Raw genomic sequence first — 19,178 nt, forward strand, 5'->3', positions numbered from 1 at the left:
GGGGCAGGCCCCGTTCGTCCGCCCTCACCCCGGGCTCACGCCGACCTGGGCCCAGGCGGCCGTCACGGTGTCCGCGACCGAGGGCTGGCCGGGGTAACGGGCCTTGGCCGCGGCCACGGTGGCCCGGGCGAAGGCGGTGAAGTCGGCGTCGGCGGGCAACTGGCCGCCGGTCAGGGTGTCGTACCAGATCCGCCCGGCGCGGTCCCAGGACTGGCCGCCGAGGGCGGTGGCCAGCAGGTAGAACGCGTGGTTGGGGATGCCGGAGTTGATGTGCACCCCGCCGTTGTCCTCGGTGGTGTTCACGTAGTCCCGCATGTGCGCGGGCTGCGGGTCCTTGCCGAGCTGGGGGTCGTCGTAGGCGGTGCCGGGGGCCTTCATCGAGCGCAGCGCCACGCCCTGGATCCCGGGGGCGAGCAGCCCGGCGCCGATCAGCCAGTCGGCGTCGGCGGCGCTCTGGTGCAGCGCGTACTGCTTGACCAGCGAGCCGAAGACGTCGGAGACCGACTCGTTGAGCGCGCCGGGCTGGTCCTGGTACTCCAGGCCGGCGGTGAACTGGGTGACGCCGTGGGTGAGTTCGTGGCCGATGACGTCGACGCAGGCGGTGAAGTCACCGAAGATCTCGCCGTCGCCGTCGCCGAAGACCATCCGCTGGCCGTTCCAGAAGGCGTTGTCGTAGTTCCGGCCGTAGTGGACGCTGGCGTCCAGCCGCAGACCCCGGCCGTCGATCGAGTCGCGGCCGAAGACCTCGGAGTACAGCGCGAAGGTGTCGCCGAGGCCGTCGTAGGCGTGGTTGACGGAGGTGTCGGTGACCGGGGCCTGGCCCTCGGTGCGGACGGTGCGTCCGGGCAGCCGCTGGCTGTGCCCGGTGTCGGCGATCACCCGGTTCAGGCCGGGCGCGCCGGCGGTCGGCGGGGGAGCGGTGAGACGGGCCGCGCGGTGCGCGGTGTCGAGGGCGAGGGAGTGGATGGCGGGCTCGTGACCGGCCTCGGCGAGGCGGCCCAGGACGTATGGCGGGACGATCGCGCAGTGCGGGACTCCTGCAGTCATGTGGCCCAGAGTGAGGCATCGGTGACCGTTTGTCATCACCTTTGGCGTGACCGTCGCCGTCTCAAGGGGTGGAACGGAAGCCCGGATCACTTCGGGGGCGCGCGGCGCTGGGTTACGCTGGGCCCATCATGCGCAACGGGCTGCTTCTTCTTAGCTGCCGCGTCGAGGGCCTGTAGTCCACTGGGGCCGGCTCCCTCGCCGCGGGGAACGAGCTGTGCGCGGAATCGGCGATCCAACGGCGTATCGCGAGCGGCAGCAGAGGCCGGCCAGTCGGTGTTGATCCCTCCCGACCCGCCCGGTACCCAAGCATCCACAGGAAGCCGAGAGTCACCTCCATGACCGAGCAGACCTCCGCCGCGTCCGTTCCCGCCGCTCGCGCCTTCGTCGACCGGCCGACCCCGATCACCGCCGCCTCCGTCCGCCAACGGCCCTCGGGCATGCGGCACGGGCGCTACCTGCCGTTCGGCACCGTCGACCTGCCGGACCGCACCTGGCCGGACAAGGTGATCACCAAGGCGCCGCGCTGGCTCTCCACCGACCTGCGGGACGGCAACCAGGCGCTGATCGACCCGATGTCCCCGGCCCGCAAGCGGAAGATGTTCGACCTGCTGGTCGCCATGGGCTACAAGGAGATCGAGGTCGGCTTCCCGTCCTCCGGCGCCACCGACCACGCCTTCGTGCGGTCGCTGATCGAGGAGGGGGCGATCCCGGAGGACGTCACCATCTCGGTGCTGACCCAGGCCCGCGAGGAGCTGATCGAGAAGACCGTGGAGGCGCTGGTCGGCGCCCCGCGGGCGACCGTCCACCTGTACAACGCGACCGCCCCGCTGTTCCGCCGGGTGGTGTTCCGCAACGACAAGGCGGCCACCAAGGCGATCGCCGTGGACGGCACCCGGCTGGTGATGGAGTACGCGGAGAAGCTGCTGGGCGATGACACCGTCTTCGGCTACCAGTACTCGCCGGAGATCTTCGTGGACACCGAGCTGGACTTCGCGCTGGAGGTCTGCGAGGCGGTGATGGACGTCTGGCAGCCGGGCGAGGGCCGCGAGATCATCCTGAACCTGCCGGCCACCATCGAGCGGGCCACCCCGAACGTCCAGGCCGACCAGTTCGAGTGGATGTCGCGGAACCTGTCCCGCCGCGAGTTCGTCTGCCTGTCGGTGCACCCGCACAACGACCGCGGCACCGCCGTCGCCTCCGCCGAACTGGCCTACATGGCGGGCGCGGACCGCATCGAGGGGTGTCTGTTCGGGCAGGGCGAGCGGACCGGCAACGTCGACCTGGTGACGCTGGGGATGAACCTGTTCTCGCAGGGCATCGACCCGCAGATCGACTTCTCCGACATCGACGAGGTGCGCCGCACCGCCGAGTACTGCAACCAGATGGAGGTGCACCCGCGCCACCCGTACGCCGGCGACCTGGTGTACACCTCCTTCTCCGGCTCGCACCAGGACGCCATCAAGAAGGGCTTCGAGGTCCTGGAGGCGGACGCGAAGGCGGCCGGGGTGCCGGTGGACGAGCACACCTGGGGCGTGCCGTACCTGCCGATCGACCCGAAGGACGTCGGCCGCACCTACGAGGCGGTCATCCGGGTCAACAGCCAGTCCGGCAAGGGCGGGGTGGCGTACGTCCTGAAGAACGACCACAAGCTGGACCTGCCGCGCCGGATGCAGATCGAGTTCTCCCGGATCATCCAGGCCAAGACCGACGCCGAGGGCGGCGAGGTCACCCCGGCGGAGATCTGGCGGGTCTTCGAGGACGAGTACCTGCCCACCCCGGCCAACCCGTGGGGCCGGCTGTCGCTGGCCGGCTCGCGCAGCCTGACCACCGAGGACGGCCGGGACGCGCTGACCGCCGAGGCCGTGGTGGACGGTGCGCCGGTGACCCTGTCCGGCACCGGCAACGGCCCGGTCTCGGCCTTCGCGGACGCGCTGGCCCGGATCGGCGTGGACGTACGGGTGCTGGACTACGCCGAGCACGCGCTGAGCGAGGGCGGCGACGCCCAGGCCGCCGCGTACGTGGAGTGCGCGGTGGACGGCAAGGTGCTGTGGGGCGTGGGCATCGACGGCAACACCGTGCTGGCCTCGCTGAAGGCGATGATCAGCGCCGTCAACCGCTCGCAGCGCGGCTAATTCGTACGGGCGGTACGCGAAGGGCCGTCCTGCCGGGCGGCCCTTCGCCGTGCCCGTCGCGCGTTGTGGTCTGCGCCACATTTTTTCGGATCGGAAGCCGTTCGAGGTACTGACACGTGCCGGTAACCATGGCAACATCGATCCACCGGAAAGCCGGGCCGGTGGGACGGCCTCGGTGTCCGGTCGCGTGACCTGCCCATAGTTGTGCAGGCCGCCTGCCATGTCTGGGGAGTGGCGCCGTGACCAGGTTGTGTGGTGTTCGCCCGAGGTGGCGGACCGACGTTCTCGGTGACTTCTTCTGCCCGGGCTGCGGCGGCGACCGCAACTACCGTCGGCAGCACGGCCGGCGGTGGCTGCGGCTGCTGGGGACGCCCGTCCTCCCGCTCGGACCGGTGATCGGCAGCGTGCAGTGCACCAGCTGCCACGGGCGCTACGGCGTCGAAGCCCTGGAGCAGCCCACCAGTGTGCGCCTCGGCGCGATGCTGCGGGACGCCCAGTACACCATCGCGCTGGCCCTGCTCGCGGCCGGCGGCACCGCCCACCGGGCGGCCCGCGAGGCGGCCTGCGCGGCGGTGCGCGAGGCCGGGTTCGAGGACTGCGGCGAGGCCCAGGTGCTGGCCGCGCTCGCCGCGCTGTCCGGGCTCGGCGGCGAGCTCCACGACGCCCACGGGATGGCCGGGGGCCTGGCCGTGGAGCTGCACGCGGCGCTCGAACCGCTGGCCCCGCACCTGGCCCAGCAGGGCAGGGAGCGGCTGTTGCTGCAGGGCGCCGCGATCGCCCTGGCCGACGGGCGCTACCTGCCGCAGGAGCGCGAGGTGCTGGCCGCGGTCGGGAGTTGTCTGGACCTGCCGAAGGGCCAGGTGCCGGCGCTGCTGGAGGCGGCGACCCGGGCGCCGTACGAGAACCTGTAAGAGGCTGAGCCTGGCGGCCCCCGAGACCTTCCGCATCCCCCACAAACGGGCCCGAAACCCCCTCCGGGCCCGCCGTGACCCGCACCGCAGTGGTCCTCCCCCACGGCCCCGGTGCGGGCACCACGGCTGTCCGTGGGCGGGCGGGCCCTGGGGGACAATGGTTCCCATGAGTCTTTTCCGGGACGACGGCGTCGTGTTGCGGGCGCAGAAGCTCGGCGAGGCCGATCGGATCATCACCCTGCTGACCCGCCAGCACGGCAAGGTGCGGGCGGTGGCGCGCGGGGTGCGGAAGACCAAGTCCAAGTTCGGTGCCCGCCTGGAGCCGTTCTCGCACGTCGACGTGCAGTTCTTCAGCCGGGGCAGCGAGCTGGTCGGGCGCGGGCTGCCGCTGTGCACCCAGGTGGAGACCATCGCCCCGTACGGCGGTTCGATCGTCACCGACTACGGCCGCTACACCGCCGGCACGGCGATGCTGGAGACGGCCGAGCGCTTCGCCGAGAACGAGGGCGAGCCGGCCGTGCAGCAGTACCTGCTGCTGGTGGGCGCGCTGCGCACGCTGGCGGCCGGGCTGCACGAGTCGCACCTGGTGCTGGACGCGTTCCTGCTGCGCTCGCTCGCGGTGAACGGGTACGGCGCGAGCTTCACCGACTGCGCCAAGTGCGGCCTGGACGGGCCGAACCGTTTCTTCTCGCTCCCCGCAGGGGGGGTGCTGTGCGCGGACTGCCGAGTGCCCGGATGTGCCGTACCCTCCCCTGAGACACTGGTACTGCTCGGGGCGCTGCTGTCAGGGGACTGGCAGACGGCCGACGCCTGCGAGCCGCGGTACTGGCGGGAGGGCAGCGGCTTGGTCGCGGCCTATCTGCAGTGGCACCTGGAGCGGGGCATCCGCTCGATGAGATACGTGGAGAAGTGAGCACATGGCAGCGCGACGGCTCTTCGGCGGCGGCAAGCAGCGGAACTACGTTCCCCCGACCCCGCACCCCAGCGGCGCACAGCCGCCGAAGATCCCCGGTGAGCTGGTCCCCGAGCACGTCGCCATCGTGATGGACGGCAACGGCCGCTGGGCCAAGGAGCGCGGGCTGCCGCGCACCGAGGGCCACAAGGTGGGCGAGTCCGTCGTGCTGGACGTCCTCAAGGGCGCGATCGAGCTCGGCGTCAAGAACATCTCGCTGTACGCGTTCTCCACCGAGAACTGGAAGCGTTCGCCCGACGAGGTGAAGTTCCTGATGAACTTCAACCGGGACGTCATCGCCCGCCGCCGGGACGAGATGGACGCGATGGGCGTGCGGATCCGCTGGGCCGGCCGGATGCCCAAGCTGTGGAAGAGCGTCGTCCAGGAGCTGCAGGTCGCCGAGGAGCAGACCAAGGGCAACGACGCGGTGACGCTCTACATGTGCGTCAACTACGGCGGCCGGGCCGAACTCGCCGACGCCGCACAGGCGATCGCGCGGGACGTCGCGGCCGGGAAGCTGGACCCGAAGAAGGTCAACGAGAAGACCCTCGCCCGCTACATGTACCACCCGGACATGCCGGACGTGGACCTGTTCCTGCGCCCCAGCGGCGAGCAGCGCACCTCCAACTTCCTGCTCTGGCAGTCCGCGTACGCCGAGTTCGTGTTCCAGGACGTGCTCTGGCCGGACTTCGACCGCCGCGACCTGTGGCGCGCCTGCGAGCAGTTCGCGATGCGCGACCGGCGCTTCGGCGGGGCGATCCCGAACGAGCTCCCCGCGCCGGGCGTGCTGCCCTCCCAGCGCTGAGGCCTTTCGCCGACGGCACGACAGGGGCCCGCGGGAACGATTCCCGCGGGCCCCTCGGTGCGTCCGTACCGGCTGCCCCGGTGCGGGCTTCAGTCCTTCTTCGCGCAGTCCGCGCAGGTGCCGAAGATCTCCAGGGTGTGGGCGATGTCGCTGAACCCGTGCTCGGCGGCGACCGCGTTGGCCCAGCGCTCGACCGCCGGTCCTTCGACCTCGACGGTGGCGCCGCAGTGCCGGCAGACCAGGTGGTGGTGGTGCCCGCTGCTGCACCGGCGGTAGACGGCCTCGCCGTCGGCGGTGCGCAGCACGTCCACCTCACCGGCGTCGGCGAGCGACTGCAGGGTGCGGTAGACCGTGGTCAGACCGACGGAGTCCCCGCGGTGCTTGAGCAGGTCGTGGAGCTCCTGCGCGCTGCGGAAGTCCGCGATCTCGTCCAGGGCCGCCGAGACGGCGGCACGCTGCCGGGTCGATCGGGCGCGCGGCGACGGGCCTGCGGTGGTCACCGTGGGTCCTCCTGGGGTCGTGGGCGTCACGCACCTCATTGTGCCAGTCCGGCCCGCCGCTCCGGAGTGGTCGCGTCGGAGGAAGTCTTTCCCGGGATTTGGCCGGGGGTTTGACCGGCGATCGGGCCGGGCTGGTCGGGGAGCCGGACGTCGCAGACCTGCGGCACCTGTTCGGTGTCGCCGCGGCGGTGGCGGCGGCGGGCGAGCGGGGCGGCGATCACGCTGAACACCGCGAAGACCACGATGGCGAGCAGCACGATGGCCGGGCCGGAGGGCACGTTGAGCTGGTAGGAGCCGGTGACGCCGGCCAGCGAGACCACCACGCCGAGCGCGATCGAGGCGGCCTGGGTGGCGGCGAAGGAGCGGGTGAGCTGCTGGGCGGCGACCACCGGGACCACCATCAGGGCGCTGACCAGCAGCAGCCCCACCACCCGCATGGCGACCGTGACGGTGACCGCGGCCATCACCGCGAGCATCAGGTTGAGGGTGCGCACCGGCACGCCGGTGACCCGGGCGAAGTCCTCGTCCTGGCAGATCGCGAAGAGCTGGCGGCGCAGGCCGACCGTCACCGCGATGACCACCGTGCCGAGCACCGCGATGGTGACCAGGTCCTCGGGCGCGACGGTGAGGATCGAGCCCCACAGGTAGCTCTCCAGGGAGCCGGCTCCGGCCTGGGCGGACATCGACACCAGCAGCTTGCCGCAGGCCATGCCGCCGTAGAAGAGCATCGCCAGGGCGATGTCGCCGCGCTGGTTGCCGCGCGAGCGGACCAGCTCCATGGTGACCGCGCCGAGCACGCAGACCAGCACGGCCATCCAGACCGGGCTGGTCTGGAAGATGAAGCCGAGGCCGACGCCGGTCATCGCGACGTGGCCCATGCCGTCGCCCATCAGGGCCTGGCGGCGCTGCACCAGGTAGATGCCGACGGCGGGGGCGGTGATCCCGACCAGCACGGCGGCGAGCAGGGCCCGCTGCATGAAGTCGTAGGAGAGCATCTCGGTCATGCGAGCAGCCTCGGCGGGGTGAGGTCGGCGTGCGGGTGGACGTGGTCGTGGCCGGGCAGCGCGTGCAGGCCGGTGTTGGGCACGGGCGGGCCGTCGTGCGCGACGCAGCCGTCCCGCAGCACCACGGCGCGGTCGATCAGCGGCTCCAGCGGGCCGAGTTCGTGCAGGACGAGGAGGACGGAGGCGCCGCGCTCGACCTCGGTGCGCAGGGTGTCGGCGAGCACCTGCTGGCTGGCGGCGTCCACGCCGGCCATCGGCTCGTCCATGATCAGCAGGTCGGGGGTGCCGACCAGGGCGCGGGCGATCAGCACCCGCTGCTGCTGGCCGCCGGACAGGTCGGCGACGCCGTCCCCGGCCCGGTCCAGCATGCCGACGGCGGCCAGCGCGCGGTCCACCGCGGTGCGGTCCTTGCGGCGGAAGGGCAGCAGCCGGTGCTGTGCCAGCCGTCCGGTGGAGACCACCTCGCGCACGGTGGCCGGGACGCCGGAGGCGGCGGTGGTGCGCTGCGGGACGTACCCGATCCGGTGCCAGGCGCGGAAGGAGCCGTACGGGGTGCCGAACAGCTCCAGGGTGCCGTGCTCCAACGGCACGGCGCCGATCACGGCCTTGACGGTGGTCGACTTGCCGGAGCCGTTGGCGCCGAGCAGGGCGACGACCTCGCCCGGTCGGACGGTGAGGTCGACGCCGCGCAGCACCGGCCGGCCGCCGCGCGAGGCGACGGCGTCACGGAGGCGGACGGCCGGGGGTATCGGATGGGTCATGGTGTTGCGTCCCGTCAGCTCGCGGGGGTGGGGGTGGTGCCAGAGGTGCTGCCGGGGGCGCTGCTCGGGGCGCCGCTCGGGGCGCCGAGGGCGGCCTGGAGGTTGGCCAGGTTCTGTCGCATGACGCTCAGGTAGTCGTCCTTGGACGGGTCCTTGACGCCTTCCAGCGGGTCCAGGACGGCGGTCTTCAGACCGAGGTCCTTGGCGACGGTGTCGGCGAGCTTGGGGCTGACCAGGGTCTCGAAGAAGATCGTGGTGACGCCGTTGTCCTTGGCGGCCTTCTGCACCTCGGCCAGGCGGGCCGGGGTGGGCTCGGACTCCGGGTCGACGCCGTTGATGGCGACCTGGGTGAGGCCGTAGTGGTCGGCGAGGTAGCCGAAGGCGGCGTGGCTGGTGACGAAGGTCTTGGTCCTGGTGTCCTTCAGCCCGGCCTGGAACTCCTGGTCCAGGGCGGTGAGCTTGGTGACCAGCTCGTCGGTGTTCTTCTTGTAGTCCTCGGCGTGGGACGGGTCGGCCTTGGCGAAGCCGTCGCCGACGCTCTTGGCGATCGCGGCGTAGCGGGCCGGGTCGAGCCAGATGTGCGGGTCGCCGGCCGGGCCCTTGTCCTTGGGGGCGTCCCCGCCCTCGGCGCCCTCGTCGAGGTGGTGGTCGACCAGCGGGCTGGCGGCGGTGGCGTCGATCTTCGTCTTGGCGGACGACTGGTCGACGGCCTGGTCGACGGTGGGCTGCAGGCCCTTGAGGTAGACGATCGCGTCGGCCTTCTGGACGCCGGCGACCTGCTTGGCGGTGAGCTCCAGGTCGTGCGGCTCGACGCCGGGCGCGGTGAGGTCGGTGATCGAGACGTGGTCCTTGCCGATCTGCTGGGCCAGGAACTCCATCGGGTAGAAGGAGGCGACGACGTTCAGCTTGCCGTCCGTGCCCTTGGCGCTGCTGCTGCCGCCGCAGGCGGTGAGGGCCAGCGAGGCGACGAGGGCGGTGGTGGTGAGGGCGACGGTCGTGCGGGTTCGGCGTCCAGGCAGTCCGATCATCATGACAATCATTCTCATCTGAGTTGGAAATGATTGTCAAATCACTCGGATGGGTGAACGGGAGGTGGCCATCGGTGGGGGAAGTCGGACGATACCGATTTGAACCCCGTACCCGTCTGGCCGGTAACCTGAGGTATTCGGGTACGCGCAACCAGCCGTGCCCTGACCGTGCCGTACGTACTGAAGAGAGCACTGTGGCCGCCGACAAGATCGACACGATCGTCAGCCTGAGCAAGCGCCGTGGCTTCGTCTATCCCTGCAGCGAGATCTACGGCGGCACGCGTGCCGCCTGGGACTACGGGCCGCTGGGTGTCGAGCTCAAGGAGAACATCAAGCGCCAGTGGTGGCGCGCGATGGTCCAGGCCCGTGAGGACGTCGTCGGACTCGACTCGTCGGTGATCCTCGCCCGCGAGGTCTGGGAGGCCTCCGGCCACGTCGCCACCTTCAACGACCCGCTGACCGAGTGCATGTCCTGCCACAAGCGTCACCGGGCCGACCACCTGGAGGAGAAGTACGAGGCCAAGCACGGCTTCCCGCCGCCGAACGGCCTCAAGGACGTCAACTGCCCCGACTGCGGCACCAAGGGTCAGTTCACCGACCCCAAGGACTTCTCGGGCATGCTGAAGACCCACCTCGGCGTCACCGAGGAGGCCGCCGGCCTGGCGTACCTGCGCCCGGAGACCGCCCAGGGCATCTTCACCAACTTCAAGTCCGTCCAGAGCACTTCGCGCCGGAAGCCGCCGTTCGGCATCGCCCAGACCGGCAAGAGCTTCCGCAACGAGATCACCCCCGGCAACTTCATCTTCCGCACCCGCGAGTTCGAGCAGATGGAGATGGAGTTCTTCGTCAAGCCGGGTGACGACGAGCAGTGGCACGAGTACTGGCTCCAGCAGCGCTGGGACTGGTACGTCGACCTCGGTCTGCGCACCGAGAACATGCGCTTCTTCGAGCACCCGAAGGAGAAGCTCTCCCACTACGCCAAGCGCACGGTGGACATCGAGTACCGCTTCAACTTCGGCGGCTCCGAGTTCTCCGAGCTCGAGGGCGTCGCCAACCGCACCGACTACGACCTGCGGGTGCACAGCGAGGCCTCCGGTCAGGACCTCAAGTACTTCGACCAGGAGAGCGGCGAGAAGTACTTCCCGTACGTCATCGAGCCCGCGGCCGGCCTCAACCGCGCCATGCTGGCCTTCCTGCTCGACGCCTACTTCGAGGACGAGGCGCCGAACGCCAAGGGCGTCATGGAGAAGCGCGTCGGCATGCGGCTCGACCCGCGGCTGGCCCCGGTCAAGGTCGCCGTCCTGCCGCTGTCGCGCAACGCCGACCTCTCCCCGAAGGCCCGCGGCCTGGCCGCCGACCTGCGCGCCGCGTGGAACGTCGAGTTCGACGACGCGGGCGCGATCGGCAAGCGCTACCGCCGCCAGGACGAGATCGGCACTCCGTTCTGCGTGACGGTCGACTTCGACACCCTCGAGGACAACGCGGTGACCGTTCGCGACCGCGACTCGATGTCGCAGGAGCGCGTGTCGCTGGACCAGGTGAAGGGCTACCTGGCGGCCCGTCTGATCGGCTGCTGAGTCCGGCACCCGGTACTCCGGGGAGCCCCCGGCCGTCCTCCTCTTGGGTTCTAACGGTCGTCGCAACACCCGAGCTCAAGGTGTGCGATGGAGTTCGAGATCCGTAGGGACCGGAAGCCGCAGGGGCCCAGGAAGCTCCGTGTCGAGCGGGAGGAATACTTCCGGCTCGTGCAGCAGGGCTACAGCAACACAGAGGCGTCCCGGCTCGTGGGAGTTCACGAGCGGACCGGCCGTGAGTGGCGCCACGGCCGGCCCGAGGGCCGCGTGAAGAGGCCGAGGCCGCCCGCGCAATCCGCGCGGGCGGCCGCTCCCTCGCCACCCGGGCCGTCCCGGTACCTGCGCGAGGACGAACGCATCCACATCGCCGACCGGCTGCGGGAGAAAGCCACCGTCCGCGCGATCGCCGCCGAACTGGGCCGCAGCCCCTCCACGGTCAGCCGCGAGATCCGGCGCAACCGCCACCCGGGCAGCGGCACTTACCGGCCCCACGCCGCGCAGGCCCGCGCCGACGCCCGCCGGCCACGCCCCAAGCCCGCCAAGATCGCCCGCAACCGGGAACTGCGGGACTTCATCCAGCAGCACCTGGACGTGAAGTGGAGCCCGGAACAGATCTGCCAGGCTCTACGGGACACCTTCCCCGAGCGGCCGGAGATGCACGTGGCCCACGAAACCGTCTACCAGGCCCTCTACATCCAGGGCCGCGGCGAACTGCGCCGCGAGCTGGCCGGCGCCCTGCGCACCGGACGCGCCCGCCGCGTCCCCCACCGCCAGGCCAACTGCCGCAGGCCGCGCTTCATCGACCCGATGGTCATGATCAGCGAACGCCCGGCCGAGGTCGAGGACCGAGCCGTTCCCGGCCACTGGGAAGGCGATCTGATCCTCGGCAAGGACAACGCCTCCGCCATCGGCACCCTCGTCGAGCGCCACACCCGCTACGTGATGCTCCTGCACCTGCCGAACGGCCGCACCGCCGAACACGTGCGCGACGCCCTCGTCGCCACCGTCCAGACCTTGCCCGCTCACCTGGTGCGATCGCTGACTTGGGACCAGGGCTCCGAGATGGCCTCGCACGGCTCGTTCACCCTCGTCACCGGCGTCCCCGTCTACTTCTGCGACCCGGCCAGTCCCTGGCAGCGCGGCTCGAACGAGAACACGAACGGCCTGCTCCGGCAGTACTTCCCGAAGGGCACCGACCTGTCCGCCCACACCCCAGAGGACCTGGTCCACGTTGCCGCCGAACTCAACGGCCGCCCACGCAAAACGCTCGGCTGGGAAACCCCAGCCGAGCGCCTGCATAAACTCATCGCGGCCTAGACAACCGACCACGTGTTGCAACGACCCCTAGAAACCGCCCCTTCGTGGGGGCGGGCGGGGGCTCCCCGCTTTCCAGCGGCTTCAGCGCCGGCCCCAGCGGGAGCGCGGGGCGCCCGGCGGGGCGGTCGACAGCCCGGCGCTGCGCAGGGCGGCGAGGGTGGTGCGGTGGCGGGACCCGTCGGCGAGCAGCGCGTCCAGCAGCTGCCGGTAGAGGTCGGGGTGGGCCTCCAGCGCGGTGGCCAGGCGCACTAGTTCGGCCGGCGGGCGCAGGCCGGCCAGCTCGTGCAGCAGGAGGGTGGCGAGCGCGGGCGGCAGTTCCGTCGCGAGCCCGGCGAGGTCGGCGGTCGGGCGGCCGGCCGCCTGGCGCAGCAGGGTCCGCACGTCGGCGGGGCGGCCGTGCTGCTGGAGGCAGGCGGCGAGGGAGGTCAGCTCCGGGGCCGGGGCCGATCCCCACTCCCAGAGCAGTGTGGCGCGGTCGGCGTGCTGCCCGGCCCGCTCCAGCGCCGCCAGCAGGGTCGGGACGGCGGACGCGGGGTGGGTCCAGAACGTGTGGAACAGCTCGGCGGCCTCCTCGGCCAGGCCCAGTTCGCGCAGCTCCGCCAGCACGGCGACCGCGTGGTCCGGGGTGCCCCCGGCGGCGGTGCGGGCCAGGTGGAGCGAGGCGCCGGTGGGGCCGCGCTGGGAGAGCATCCCGACCAGTAAGGCGGCGTCGGTGGGGGCTAGGCGGGCGGCGGCCTGGTTCAGCAGTTCCTCGGCCTCGGGGAAGGCGCCGCGTCGGTGGAGGCCGATGATCCGCTCGGTGAGGGCGCCCAGGTCGGGCCGGGCGGGCGGTGGCGGTGGTGGCGGCGGGGCCTGGCGGGGCTGGGGCTCGGCGGGGAGCGGTTGTTGCGGATGCGGCGGCTGTTGCGGATGCCGCCGCTGTCTCAGGCGGTTCTCCAACTCCTGGAGCTGGTCGCTCAGTTGGAGGCAGCGTGCGCCCAGTCCCTCGCGCAGGGTGCGGGCCTGGGCGAGCTGCCGCAACAGGTCGCCGTCCGGGCGTTGGCGGCCGGGGGCCGCCCGGATCGCCTCGTTCAGCCGCCGTTCACGTTGGCCCGCGTAGCGGCTTGCGCTGAGCAACTCGTCGAGTTCGGCCCGGAGTTCGGCGGCCCGTTGCTCGCACTCCGGCTGCTGGCCTGCGGATTCTTCCGTCGACCGCATGCGCATGATCGCCCCAACCTGTCCATCTGCACCCTGACTGCGGGACATCCTGGCGTTGGAATGTGGCGAAGGAGTTACGGGAGCACGACCAGTCGTGCCCGAGTGGTGTCAAGGAGCGCGGCAAGGGGCGGTCGTGGCGCGAAGTGCGCCGGTCGCGCTCCGGGCCACCGGGGCTGTGGCTGTGGCGAGTTGGGGTGCGTCGGGGTGGCTCGGCGGGGCGGGACGGTCGCGGGACCGCGACCGCCCCGGCCGGCGGTGGAAGGGCCGGCCTCAGCCGCCCAGTCGCGCCCGAGCCTCCATCAGGGCGAACCCCAGCAGGTTCAACCCCCGCCACTCCAGCGGGCGTTCGGCCCGGATGTCGTCCGCGGCGAGCCCGATGCCCCAGATCCGGTCCACCGGGCTGGCCTCGACCAGGACGCGGCCGCCGGTGCCCAGCAGGTACTCCCGCAGGGTCTCGTCCTGACCGAACTTCGCGACGTTCCCCTCGACCACCAGCTCGAACCGGCCGGCCGCCCAGGTCTTCTCGTCGAAGCCCCTGACCAGCCGGCCCAGCTTCTTCGCCTCGGCGGGCGTGCGGGCCGCCAGGACCCGCTGCTCGACGGCCTCGTCCCCGAACATCCGGGCCTTCCCGGCCATCATCCAGTGCTCGGCGGAGGCGTACGTCACCCCGTCGACGGTGAACCGCCCGGGCCACCACTGGCTCAGGCACTCCTGCCGCGTCACACCGTCCTTCCGCGCGGTGTGCCCCCAGAACATCAACCACTTCGGCCGTGACCCGGAGGCCATCAGGGCCGTCAGCTCCTCGCGGTTGCGGACGTCGGCGAAGTCCCCCACATGCTGCTTGCTCATAATCGTCATTCTGACACAAAGGGTCTGGCGCCCGCCAACCGTTTGTCCGGCGGAAAGGGGCTCGCGCGGTGGGGCGATCGGGGCGCGGGATTTCGGCCCGATCGTCGTTCCTTGCAGCGGCGCCCGGCTCCTCGGCCGGGCGCCGCCGCCCGGGGCTGCGGAGCTTCGGTGGTGTCGCCGATCAGCCCCGGCCGGCTGCGGTGGCCCCCTTCTCGGCGGCCGCAGCCAACTCGAGGAAGCGCAGCCCGAGTTCGGTGACCTCCTCCGGCGTCCACGCCTGTGCCGGGCCGTCCAGGCTCACCTCGGCCATGGCGAGGCCGGGGGCGGCGTCGGTCCACTCCGGGACGAACCAGATCCGCTCCTGCTCGGCGAGGGCGAGGACGGCCTGGTTCAGGGCCTTCGCGGGGTGGGGCAGCCAGAGCTGGAACTCGTGGGTGGGCGGCACCGCCGGGTGGATGCGGGCGCCGGGGAGGGTGGCCAGGGCGGGGATGAGTGTCGCGGCGTGGGCGGCGTAACCGGGCAGCTCGGGGAGCACGGTGTCCAGCCCGGCGAGCGCGGAGAGGGCGGCCGGCCACTGCTGGTAGAGCTGGCCGCCGTAGCGGTGGCGCCAGGTGCGGGCGTAGGCGGTGAGCGCCTCGTCGCCGGCGAGGGCGGCGCCGCTGATGCCGCCGAGGTCCTTGTAGTAGGAGACGTAGACGCTGTCGGCGAGGGCCGCGATCTCGTCGAGCGGCTTGCCGAAGTGGGCCGTGGTGTTCCACAGCCGGGCGCCGTCGAAGTGCACCCGGGCGCCGGTTTCGCGGGCGGCGGCGACCAGTTCGGTGAGCTCCTCCCAACTGGGGAGGAGGAAGCCCGGGTCGCGCAGGGGGAGCTCGACCACCACGGTGCCGAAGGGCTCGCCGAGCGAACGGAGTTCCTCGGGCGTCGGCTGGCGCTGTGCGGTGGTGGGCCAGAGGCCGCGCAGGCCGGTGAGCTGGGTGTGGGCGTGGCGCTCGTGCCGCTCGATGTGGCTGAGCGGGTGGAGGGCGACGGCCCGGTTGCCGGTCCGTTCGGCGTGGTACCGCAGGGCCACCTGCTGGGCCATGGTGCCGGTGGGGAAGAAGACCGCGTCCTGCGTGCCGAGGAGCGCGGCGGTGCGCTCCTCCAGTTCGCCTACCGGGCCGCCGTTGCCGTAGACGTCGGGGTACAGGCCCGGGTCGACGGCGGCGGCCAGCGTGGTGAGCCGCTCGTGGATGGTCAGGGGGCGGCTGCCGGAGAAGAAGCGGGTGCTGGCCCGACGGGCTGCGCGCAGGCGACCCCAGTCGATCTGATCATCGGTCATCCGGCGATTGTCAGACCGGCGAGGAGGCCGGACCAACTGCTTTTCCCGCTACGGCGAAGGCGTGGAACGGAGCCGACGACCGCCGGCCGGACCGATTGTGACGCGGGTCACCGGAAAAGGGTGACACTGGGTTGTCGCGGACGGTCGCCAGGATCGACCCATGACGATCACCGACGAGGACTGCCTCACCGAGACCCTGGCCTTCAACGAGCAGTTCGAGGCCGCCGCCGCGCTCCGCCCGCCCCGCGCCCGGACCCTGGACGCCGCCACGATCGAACACCTGCGGACCAACCGGCTCGGCGGCGACACGCCCCCGGCGCGGCTGCCGCAGGGGCGTGACCGCGTCCTGCCCGACGGGGTCGCGGTCCGGATCTTCACCCCCGAGCACGTCGACGGCGTCTACCTGCACGTCCACGGCGGTGGCTGGACCTTCGGATCGGCCGACGGACAGGACGACAAGCTGTGGCGCCTCGCCACCGAAGCCCGGCTGGCCGTGGTCAGCGTGGACTACCGCCTGGCGCCCGAACACCCCTTCCCCGCCGGGCCCGAGGACTGCGAGGCGGCCGCCCACTGGCTGGTGGAGCGCGCCGAGGCCGAGTTCGGCACCCGGCGGCTGCTGATCGGCGGCGAGTCGGCCGGCGCCCACCTCACCGTCCTGACCCTGCTGCGCCTGCGCGACCGGCACGGCATCACCGGCGCGTTCCGGGCCGCCCACCTGGCCTTCGGCCCGTACGACCTGTCGATGACGCCCAGCCAGCGGCTGTTCGGCTCCCGGCGGCTGCTGAGCAACACCGAGTCGATCCGGGGGAGCTACGAGCTCTTCACGCCCGGCATGACCCCCGAGCAGCGCCGCGACCCGGAGGTCTCCCCGCTGTACGCCGACCTGACCGGCCTGCCGCCCGCCCGGATGGTCGTCGGCACCGAGGACCCGCTGCTGGACGACTCGCGCTTCCTCGCCCAGCGGTGGCGCGCGGCCGGGGCGCCCGTCCGGCTCGACGTCGTGGCCGGCGCGATGCACGGCTTCACCCTGTTCCCGCTGACCGTCACCGAGCGCGAGCACCGGCGGGAGCGGGATTTCCTGGTCGCCGCGGGGCGGTAGCGTCGGCCGCATGGACCGCACCCCTCGGCTCTACGCACTGGTGGAGGAACTGCGCGCGGCGGCGCCCCGACCGCTGACGGTCGCCGCGCTCGCCGCGCGCTTCGAGGTGAGCACCCGCACCGTTCAGCGCGACCTCCAGGCGCTGATGGCGGCGGGCGTCCCGGTGCGCACCACGACCGGGCGCGGCGGCGGCTGGTCGATCGACCCGGCGATGACCCTCCCGCCGATCCGCTTCACCCCCGACGAGGCCTCGGCGCTGGTCGCCGCGCTCGCCGCCGCCGACGCCTCCGCCCCCTACGCCGGTGCGGCCCGTACCGCCGCGCAGAAGATCGCGGCCTCGATGAGCGGCCCCGCCTCGACGGCGGCACAGGAACTCGCCGCCCGGATCGTCGCCCTACCGGCCCGCACGGCCGAGTCGGTCCGCACCGCCGAGTCGGTCCGCACCGCCGAGTCGGTCCGCACGGCCGTCGAGCGGGCGCTCACGGAGAACACGGTGCTGCGGCTGTCCTACCTGGACGCGGCGGGGCGGGAGAGCGACCGGACGGTGGAACCGGCCGGGCTGCTCACGGCCGAGGGCAAGTGGTATCTGATCGCCTGGTGCCGCACCCGGCGGGCCGGCCGCGGCTTTCGGCTGGACCGGATCATGGCGGCGACCTCGACCGGCGAACCGGCCCCGCCGCACGACCTGGCCGCCCTGCTGCTCGGCTCGGCGGGCGCCGACGCGGTGCGGCCGACGGCGCTGGCGGCGCTCACGCCGTGACGTCCGCTCGCGCCGGGCGCCGTGAAGTCCGCTCAGCTCGGCGCCGGAGTGCTCGCCGCGGGCGCGCCGAAGCGGGCGAGGTGGTGCCACACCTTCCTGACCGCCTCAGGAATGGCCAGCAAGCTCAGGAACGGTGGAAGTCGAGGGTCACCCGCAGGGTCGGGTCGACCGGCGGGCCCGAGGACAGCGCGGCCACGTGGCCGAGGGCTCGTTGCTGCGGTGTCCGGAGGGTGTCGGAGGTCATGCGCGTAGTGTCGCGCGGCGTGGTCGGCGGGTGCACCCGGGTTTCCGTTCTCCCCCGCGCTCCCTCAGGGTTGGTGTTCGTGCAGGTCCTGGGGGAGCAGACCGGTGCCGTTGTGGATGGCCGCGCTGGTGTAGGTGCTGCGGAGCCGGGCGGCCTGAGCGGTCCGGTGCTGCTCGATCAGCAGGCACTCCTCGGTCTCGCCCGCCCAGCGCCGGCGGGCGCGTTCGCGGCGGATCAGGAACAGGGTGGCGCCGACGACGGTGGCCACCAGGGCGGCCAGGAACGCGAGAACGAAGCCCATGGAATCCCCTTCCTCCGGCCGCGATCATGGCACGAACCGGCGGGACGCGGTAGCGAAATCGGCGCCGCGACGGGTTGAAGTAGCTTGGGACGCATGGCAGATGAGAATGCAGACGGCTCGCCCGCGGCCACTCCGCCGCCCGCGCGCAGCGCCGTGTCGGCGCTGATGTTCTCGCAGGGCGTCAGCGTGGCGGGCACCCAGGTCACGGCGCTGGCCCTGCCCACGCTGGCGATCCTGCTGCTGGACACCGGGCCGTTGGCGGCCTCGCTGGTCTTCGCCCTGGAGTACGGGGTCCAGGGGCTGACCGGGCCGTTCGCCGGGGTGCTGGTCGACCGGGTGGCCGCCCGTCGGCGGCTGCTGGTCGCGGTGGACGTCATCCAGCTGCTGCTGATCGCCACCGTCCCGCTGGCGCATGCCGCCGGTGCGCTGACGCTGGTCCAGCTCTACGCGGTCGCGGCCGTCTCCGGTGCGCTGGGCGGGGTCTCCGCCATCGCGGTGCCCACCGTGGTGGCGGACTTCGTGCCCGCGGAGGGCCTGGTGGCGGTCAACGCCAAGCTGGCCGGGGCCCGTTCGGTCGGTCAGATCGCCGGTCCGGGGCTGGCGGCCGCGCTGGTGCAGGCGGTGGGGGCGGCCACCGCGATGGTGGCGGATGCGGTCAGCTACGGGCTGTCCGCGCTGGCCATGAGTCTTCCCCGGCTCCGGCGGGGTGAGGAGACGAAGCAGGCCGCCGCGCGCCCCGGGCTCGCCGAGTCGCTGCGGGAGGGGATCGACGTGCTGCGCGACCAGCCGCTGCTGGCCCGGCTGGCCGTCGCCGCTGCCGCCCTCAACCTCGGCGGGGCCGGGCTCGGCGGCCTCTTCGCCTACTTCGCCTACCAGGTCGTGGACTTGGGGCCGGGCGAGCTCGGGCTGACCCAGGCCGTCTACAGCATCGCCGCGGTGACGGCGGTGATCACCGCCAAGCGGGTCATCCGGCGCGTCGGCCTGACCAGGGTGATCCCGGTCTTCGGCCCGCTCGCCGCCACCGCGCTGTTCCTGATCCCGTTGGCCTCGCTCGGGGCCGCGCTCCCGGTGCTGATCGCCTACCAGCTGGCGTTCGGCTTCTGCGCGACGGTCTGGGGAGTCAGTTGGGTCACCCTGCAGCAACAGCTGTCCCCGCCCGAGCAGTTGGGGCGGGTGCTCGGCCTGTCCCGTTCGATCGGCCAACTCGTCATGCCGGTCGGGGCGTTGCTGGGCGGCACGCTGGCCGGCGCGGTCGGCACCACCGGGGCGCTGGCCGTCTTCGCCTCGATCGCCCTGGCCGGCACCCTCGCGGTGGTCACCACCCGGCCCCAGTCGGCCCGGCCCGGGGCGAGCCGGGCGTGAACCGCCAAAGTGCGCTC

Annotated in this window: 18 protein-coding genes; 9 read left to right on the forward strand and 9 right to left on the reverse strand. The window is 72.3% G+C overall.

Annotated elements, in window-relative coordinates:
• Positions 1 to 24 precede the first annotated feature (24 nt).
• Positions 25 to 1,047 (reverse strand): M4 family metallopeptidase, encoded by a 1,023-nt coding sequence (locus O1G21_RS25990; RefSeq protein ID WP_270147041.1) that lies wholly within the window; start codon positions 1,045 to 1,047, stop codon positions 25 to 27.
• A 335-nt stretch (positions 1,048 to 1,382) separates the two neighbouring features.
• Between O1G21_RS25990 and leuA the strand changes: the two genes are divergently transcribed.
• The 4 genes from leuA to O1G21_RS26010 all read left to right on the forward strand — a co-directional run bounded on the left by leuA (position 1,383) and on the right by O1G21_RS26010 (position 5,847).
• Positions 1,383 to 3,179 carry a 2-isopropylmalate synthase gene (gene leuA / locus O1G21_RS25995; RefSeq protein ID WP_270147042.1) on the forward strand — a complete coding sequence of 599 codons (1,797 nt, stop codon included), beginning with the start codon at positions 1,383 to 1,385 and terminating at the stop codon, positions 3,177 to 3,179.
• A 239-nt stretch (positions 3,180 to 3,418) separates the two neighbouring features.
• A complete protein-coding gene (locus O1G21_RS26000; RefSeq protein ID WP_270147043.1) occupies positions 3,419 to 4,090 on the forward strand; it encodes a TerB family tellurite resistance protein in 672 nt (223 codons plus the stop codon).
• Positions 4,091 to 4,256: 166 nt separating this feature from the next.
• On the forward strand, positions 4,257 to 5,003 hold the full coding sequence (recO, locus tag O1G21_RS26005) for a DNA repair protein RecO (protein WP_270147044.1): 747 nt from the start codon (positions 4,257 to 4,259) through the stop codon (positions 5,001 to 5,003).
• Positions 5,004 to 5,007: 4 nt separating this feature from the next.
• On the forward strand, positions 5,008 to 5,847 hold the full coding sequence (locus tag O1G21_RS26010; RefSeq protein WP_270147045.1) for an isoprenyl transferase: 840 nt from the start codon (positions 5,008 to 5,010) through the stop codon (positions 5,845 to 5,847).
• 89 nt (positions 5,848 to 5,936) lie between these two features.
• Here the strand turns inward: O1G21_RS26010 and O1G21_RS26015 are convergent, their stop codons facing one another.
• From O1G21_RS26015 to O1G21_RS26030, 4 genes are read right to left on the reverse strand one after another with little or no spacing between them, the layout of a single operon-like run.
• Positions 5,937 to 6,347 carry a Fur family transcriptional regulator gene (locus O1G21_RS26015; protein ID WP_030290780.1) on the reverse strand — a complete coding sequence of 137 codons (411 nt, stop codon included), beginning with the start codon at positions 6,345 to 6,347 and terminating at the stop codon, positions 5,937 to 5,939.
• Positions 6,348 to 6,382: 35 nt separating this feature from the next.
• Positions 6,383 to 7,351, reverse strand: coding sequence for a metal ABC transporter permease (locus O1G21_RS26020; RefSeq protein ID WP_270147046.1), 969 nt, complete (start codon positions 7,349 to 7,351; stop codon positions 6,383 to 6,385).
• A complete protein-coding gene (locus O1G21_RS26025; RefSeq protein ID WP_270147047.1) occupies positions 7,348 to 8,112 on the reverse strand; it encodes a metal ABC transporter ATP-binding protein in 765 nt (254 codons plus the stop codon). The genes O1G21_RS26020 and O1G21_RS26025 overlap by 4 nt, the downstream gene beginning before the upstream one ends.
• A 14-nt stretch (positions 8,113 to 8,126) precedes the next feature.
• Positions 8,127 to 9,143: a metal ABC transporter substrate-binding protein gene (locus O1G21_RS26030; protein WP_405000707.1), complete on the reverse strand. Its 1,017-nt coding sequence runs from the start codon at positions 9,141 to 9,143 to the stop codon at positions 8,127 to 8,129.
• Between the two features lie 191 nt (positions 9,144 to 9,334).
• On the opposite strand from O1G21_RS26030, the gene O1G21_RS26035 reads away from it, so the two are divergent.
• On the forward strand, positions 9,335 to 10,717 hold the full coding sequence (locus O1G21_RS26035) for a glycine--tRNA ligase (protein WP_270147048.1): 1,383 nt from the start codon (positions 9,335 to 9,337) through the stop codon (positions 10,715 to 10,717).
• An 87-nt stretch (positions 10,718 to 10,804) separates the two neighbouring features.
• Positions 10,805 to 12,031 (forward strand): IS30 family transposase, encoded by a 1,227-nt coding sequence (locus O1G21_RS26040; RefSeq protein ID WP_270146614.1) that lies wholly within the window; start codon positions 10,805 to 10,807, stop codon positions 12,029 to 12,031.
• An 81-nt stretch (positions 12,032 to 12,112) separates the two neighbouring features.
• On the opposite strand, the gene O1G21_RS26045 is transcribed toward O1G21_RS26040, so the two are convergent.
• The 3 genes from O1G21_RS26045 to O1G21_RS26055 all read right to left on the reverse strand — a co-directional run bounded on the left by O1G21_RS26045 (position 12,113) and on the right by O1G21_RS26055 (position 15,395).
• Entirely contained in the window at positions 12,113 to 13,234 is a 1,122-nt protein-coding gene (locus O1G21_RS26045) for a hypothetical protein (RefSeq protein WP_270147049.1), read from the reverse strand.
• A 264-nt stretch (positions 13,235 to 13,498) separates the two neighbouring features.
• Complete coding sequence (locus tag O1G21_RS26050; RefSeq protein WP_270147050.1) at positions 13,499 to 14,077, reverse strand: NADAR family protein; 579 nt, start codon at positions 14,075 to 14,077, stop codon at positions 13,499 to 13,501.
• 181 nt (positions 14,078 to 14,258) lie between these two features.
• Positions 14,259 to 15,395: a threonine aldolase family protein gene (locus O1G21_RS26055; protein ID WP_270147051.1), complete on the reverse strand. Its 1,137-nt coding sequence runs from the start codon at positions 15,393 to 15,395 to the stop codon at positions 14,259 to 14,261.
• Positions 15,396 to 15,555: 160 nt separating this feature from the next.
• On the opposite strand from O1G21_RS26055, the gene O1G21_RS26060 reads away from it, so the two are divergent.
• Both O1G21_RS26060 and O1G21_RS26065 read left to right on the forward strand, forming a co-directional pair.
• Positions 15,556 to 16,494 carry an alpha/beta hydrolase gene (locus O1G21_RS26060; RefSeq protein ID WP_270147052.1) on the forward strand — a complete coding sequence of 313 codons (939 nt, stop codon included), beginning with the start codon at positions 15,556 to 15,558 and terminating at the stop codon, positions 16,492 to 16,494.
• 10 nt (positions 16,495 to 16,504) lie between these two features.
• Positions 16,505 to 17,254: a helix-turn-helix transcriptional regulator gene (locus O1G21_RS26065; protein WP_270147053.1), complete on the forward strand. Its 750-nt coding sequence runs from the start codon at positions 16,505 to 16,507 to the stop codon at positions 17,252 to 17,254.
• A gap of 308 nt (positions 17,255 to 17,562) precedes the next feature.
• Here O1G21_RS26065 and O1G21_RS26075 read toward each other — a convergent pair whose 3' ends face one another.
• A complete protein-coding gene (locus O1G21_RS26075; RefSeq protein WP_270147054.1) occupies positions 17,563 to 17,799 on the reverse strand; it encodes a hypothetical protein in 237 nt (78 codons plus the stop codon).
• Between the two features lie 93 nt (positions 17,800 to 17,892).
• Between O1G21_RS26075 and O1G21_RS26080 the strand changes: the two genes are divergently transcribed.
• Positions 17,893 to 19,161, forward strand: coding sequence for an MFS transporter (locus tag O1G21_RS26080; protein ID WP_270147055.1), 1,269 nt, complete (start codon positions 17,893 to 17,895; stop codon positions 19,159 to 19,161).
• Positions 19,162 to 19,178: the final 17 nt, after the last annotated feature.

Origin of the sequence: Kitasatospora cathayae, from assembly GCF_027627435.1 — a bacterium.
GTDB lineage: Bacteria > Actinomycetota > Actinomycetes > Streptomycetales > Streptomycetaceae > Kitasatospora > Kitasatospora cathayae.